Origin of the sequence: Streptomyces virginiae (assembly GCF_040638905.1) — a bacterium.
GTDB lineage: Bacteria > Actinomycetota > Actinomycetes > Streptomycetales > Streptomycetaceae > Streptomyces > Streptomyces virginiae_B.
The window spans coordinates 1-3,869 of sequence record NZ_JBEZYV010000080.1; the positions used below are offsets into that span (position 1 = coordinate 1).

At 74.1% G+C, this 3,869-nt stretch carries 1 protein-coding gene; it reads left to right on the top strand.

The annotated features are described in order from the left end of the window. Window positions 1-3,869 (top strand): type I polyketide synthase (locus AB0F82_RS38550; RefSeq protein WP_362636469.1); only part of this gene is annotated, 3,869 nt, incomplete at both ends.

Consider the following 3,869-nt stretch of genomic DNA (forward strand, 5'->3'; position numbering starts at 1 on the left):
CAACTCACCAACCCCGACTACTGGGTCCACCACCTGCGCCACACCGTCCGCTTCAACGACGCCGTCCAATACCTCCACCACCACAACGTCACCACCTACATCGAACTCGGACCCGACCCCGTCCTTACCGCCATGACCCGGAGCTGCCTGGAGGACGACGTCCAGGCATCGCCGACGACGGTCGCCGTCCTGCGCCGGGGCCACCCGGAGGTACGGACGCTGGCCACTGCCCTCTCCCATGCGGCCGTACGGGGTGCGGCGCTGGACCCCGAGCACCTCTTCCCGGGTGCGCGGCGGGTCCTGCTGCCGACGTACGCCTTCCAGGGCACCCGGTACTGGCTCAACAGCCCGGCCACGCCCGAGGACGTGGCGAGTCTGGGGCTCACGCCGGCGGAGCACCCGCTGCTCGGTGCGGTGACCAGCCTCGCGGACGGCGAGGGGCTGCTGTTCACGGGCCGGGTCACGCGCGGCAGCCACCCGTGGGTCGGCGACCACGCCGTCGCGGGAACCGTGCTGCTGCCCGGCACCGCGCTGGTCGAGATGGCTCTCGCGGCGGGCGACCGCTTCGGTTACGACGGGCTGCAGGAGCTGGTTCTGGAGGCGCCGCTGATCGTCCCGGAGGACGGCAGGATCCACCTCCAGGTCGCGCTCGGCGCCGAGGAGTCCGGTACCCGCGCTGTCACCGTCCACTCCCGCGCCGAGGGTGCCGCGGACACGGAGTGGACCCGGCACGCCTCCGGTGTGCTCCGGGAGTCCGCCCCGGCCGCCGCGGTGGCCGAGCCCTCGGCCTGGCCGCCGCAGGGGGCGACGGAGATCCCCGTCGGTGAGCTGTACCCCCGCCTCGCCGACCGCGGCTACGGCTACGGGCCGGCCTTCCAGGGGCTGCGCAGGGCCTGGAGCCACGGCACCGACGTCTACGCGGAGATCGCGCTGCCCGAAGGCATCGAAGGCGACGGGTTCACGCTGCATCCGGCCGCCCTGGACGCCGCCCTGCACGGCCTGTTGATCGAGGACTCGCAGGAGCTGACCGTCCCGTTCTCCTTCAGCGGGGTCACCCTGCACACCACGGGAGCGACCGCGCTGCGCGTCCGCCTGAGCTCCGGGGGCGGCAACTCCGCCTCGTTGACGGCAACGGACGCGGACGGCCGGCCCGTCGTCACGGTCGACGAGATCGCCCTGCGCCCGGCCGGTGACCTCCAAGGCGGCGACGGCCGGCACGACGGGCTCTACAGCCTGGTGTGGAAACCGCTGCCGCCGTCGGCCGCGGACACCCCGGCCAGTCGGTGGGCGGTACTGGGGTCCGACCCGCACGGTCTGGTCGCCGCCGTCGCCGGCACGCCGTACGCGGACGCGGCCGCGCTGCGGGCCGCCGTCGCGGCGGGCGGTCCGGTACCCGATGTCGTGGCCCTTTCGGACGCGGTGTCAGAGGTTCACGCGGCGCTCGGGCACACCTTGGCCGCCCTGCAGGAACTGCTCGGCGACAGCGCCCTCGACTCCACCCGCATCGTCGTCCTCACCCGCGGCGCCACGGCACTCTCCCCCGATGAGGACGTCCACGACCTGCCCGCCGCAGCCCTCACCGGCCTCGTCCGCACCGCACAGAACGAATACCCCGGCCGCCTCACCCACCTCGACATCGAGGACGCCGCCGACGCCGGCCACCTTGCGGGTGCGGCACACACCGCCGCCCACACCCCCGACACCCAACTCGCTCTGCGCGACGGCCGACTGCACACCCCGCGCCTGGAAAACACCCCCACCGGGGGCACCGCCGCCCGCGCCGTCGACCCCGACGGCACCGTCCTGATCACCGGCGGCACCGGCGGACTCGGCCGGATCCTCGCCCGCCACCTCGTCACCCGCCACGGCGCCCGGCACCTCCTCCTCACCAGCCGCACCGGACCCGACGCCCCCGGAGCCCGAGAACTCGCCGACGAACTCACCGCGGCCGGCGCCCACGTCACCGTCACCGCCTGCGACGCCGCCGACCGCGCGTCTGTGAAGGACCTGCTCGCCACCATCCCCGCAGACCACCCCCTCACCACGGTCATCCACGCCGCCGGCACCCTCGACGACGCCACCCTCGACAACCTCACCCCCCACCACCTCACCCGGGTCCTGCGCCCCAAGGCCGACGCAGCCTGGAACCTCCACCAGCTCACCTCCCACCTCCCCCTCACCCACTTCGTCCTCTTCTCCTCCATCGCCGGCCTCATCGGCAACCCCGGCCAGGCCAACTACGCCGCCGCCAACACCTACCTCGACGCACTCGCCCACCACCGCCACCACCACGGCCTCCCCGCCACCAGCCTCGCCTGGGGACTCTGGGACACGAGCACCGGCAGTATGGCCGCGCAGTTCTCGGAGGCCGACATGCAGCGGTGGGCCGCCAAGGGCATCCTTGCGCTGACCCCGGCACGCGGTATGGAGCTGTTCGACGCGGCGCTCGCGTCCGGCCGGCCCGAGCTCGCCCCGATCGAGCTGGACCTGCGGGTGCTGCGCTCCCCCGGGCACACCGCGCCGACCCTGCTGCGGACCCTCGTCCGGGCCCCGCGCCGCCGGGCGGCCGCGGCCACCGGTTCCTCCTGGGCCGCGCGTACCGCCGCGCTCGCCCCGGCGGACCGGCAGCGGGCCGCGAGCGAGCTCGTACGGACCACGGTCGCGGCCGTGCTCGGCCTGGCCGGGCCCGCCGCCGTCAACGACAGCGGCCCCTTCATCCAGTTGGGGATGGACTCCCTCACCGGTATGGAGCTCCGGCGCAGGCTGGCTTCGGACAGCGGTATCGCCGTTCCCGCGACCGCCGTCTTCGACCACCCCACCCCCGGCGCGCTGGCCGCCTTCGTCGTCGCAGAACTCGGAAAGATCACCGGTGAGGCCGCGGCCCGGCCGGCACGGCAGGCCCCGACGGGTGCCGGTGCCGGCCAGGACGACCCGATCGTGATCGTCGGCATGGCCTGCCGCTACCCGGGCGACACCCGCTCGCCCGAGGACCTGTGGCGGCTCGTCGCCGAAGGCACCGACGCCATCGGCCCCTTCCCCGCCAACCGCGACTGGGACGTCGACGACCTCTACGACCCGGACCCCGCCCGGCCCGGGAAGACCTACACCCGGCACGGCGGCTTCCTCTACGACGCCGACCGCTTCGACGCGGAGTTCTTCGGGGTGTCGCCGCGTGAGGCGTACGCGATCGACCCGCAGCAGCGCCTGCTGCTGGAGACCACCTGGGAGAGCTTCGAGGACGCGGGAATCGACCCGGCCACCCTGCGCGGCAGCCGGACCGGTGTGTTCGTCGGCACCATGTACGACGACTACGCCTCCCGCCTGTCCGCCGTCCCCGTCGAGTACGAGGGCTACCTGAGCACGGGCAGCGCCGGCAGCGTCGCCTCCGGGCGGCTGTCCTACACCTTCGGGCTGGAGGGCCCGGCCATCACCGTCGACACCGCCTGCTCCTCCTCCCTCGTCGCCCTGCACCTGGCCGCCCAGGCCCTGCGCCAGGGCGAGTGCACCCTGGCCGTGGCGGGCGGTGCCACCGTGATGGCCACTCCGCGGCCCTTCGTGGAGTTCAGTCGGCAGCGCGGCCTGGCCCCCGACGGGCGGGTGAAGTCCTTCTCCGCCTCGGCTGACGGGACCACGTGGAGCGAGGGCGTGGGTGTGCTGCTCCTGGAGCGGCTCTCCGACGCCCGCCGCAACGGCCACGACGTCCTCGCGGTCGTCCGCGGCTCAGCGGTGAACCAGGACGGCGCCAGCAACGGCCTCACCGCCCCCAACGGCCCCTCCCAGGAACGCGTCATCCGCGAAGCCCTCACCGCCTCCGGCCTCACCACCGCCGACATCGACGCCGTCGAGGCCCACGGCACCGGAACCACCCT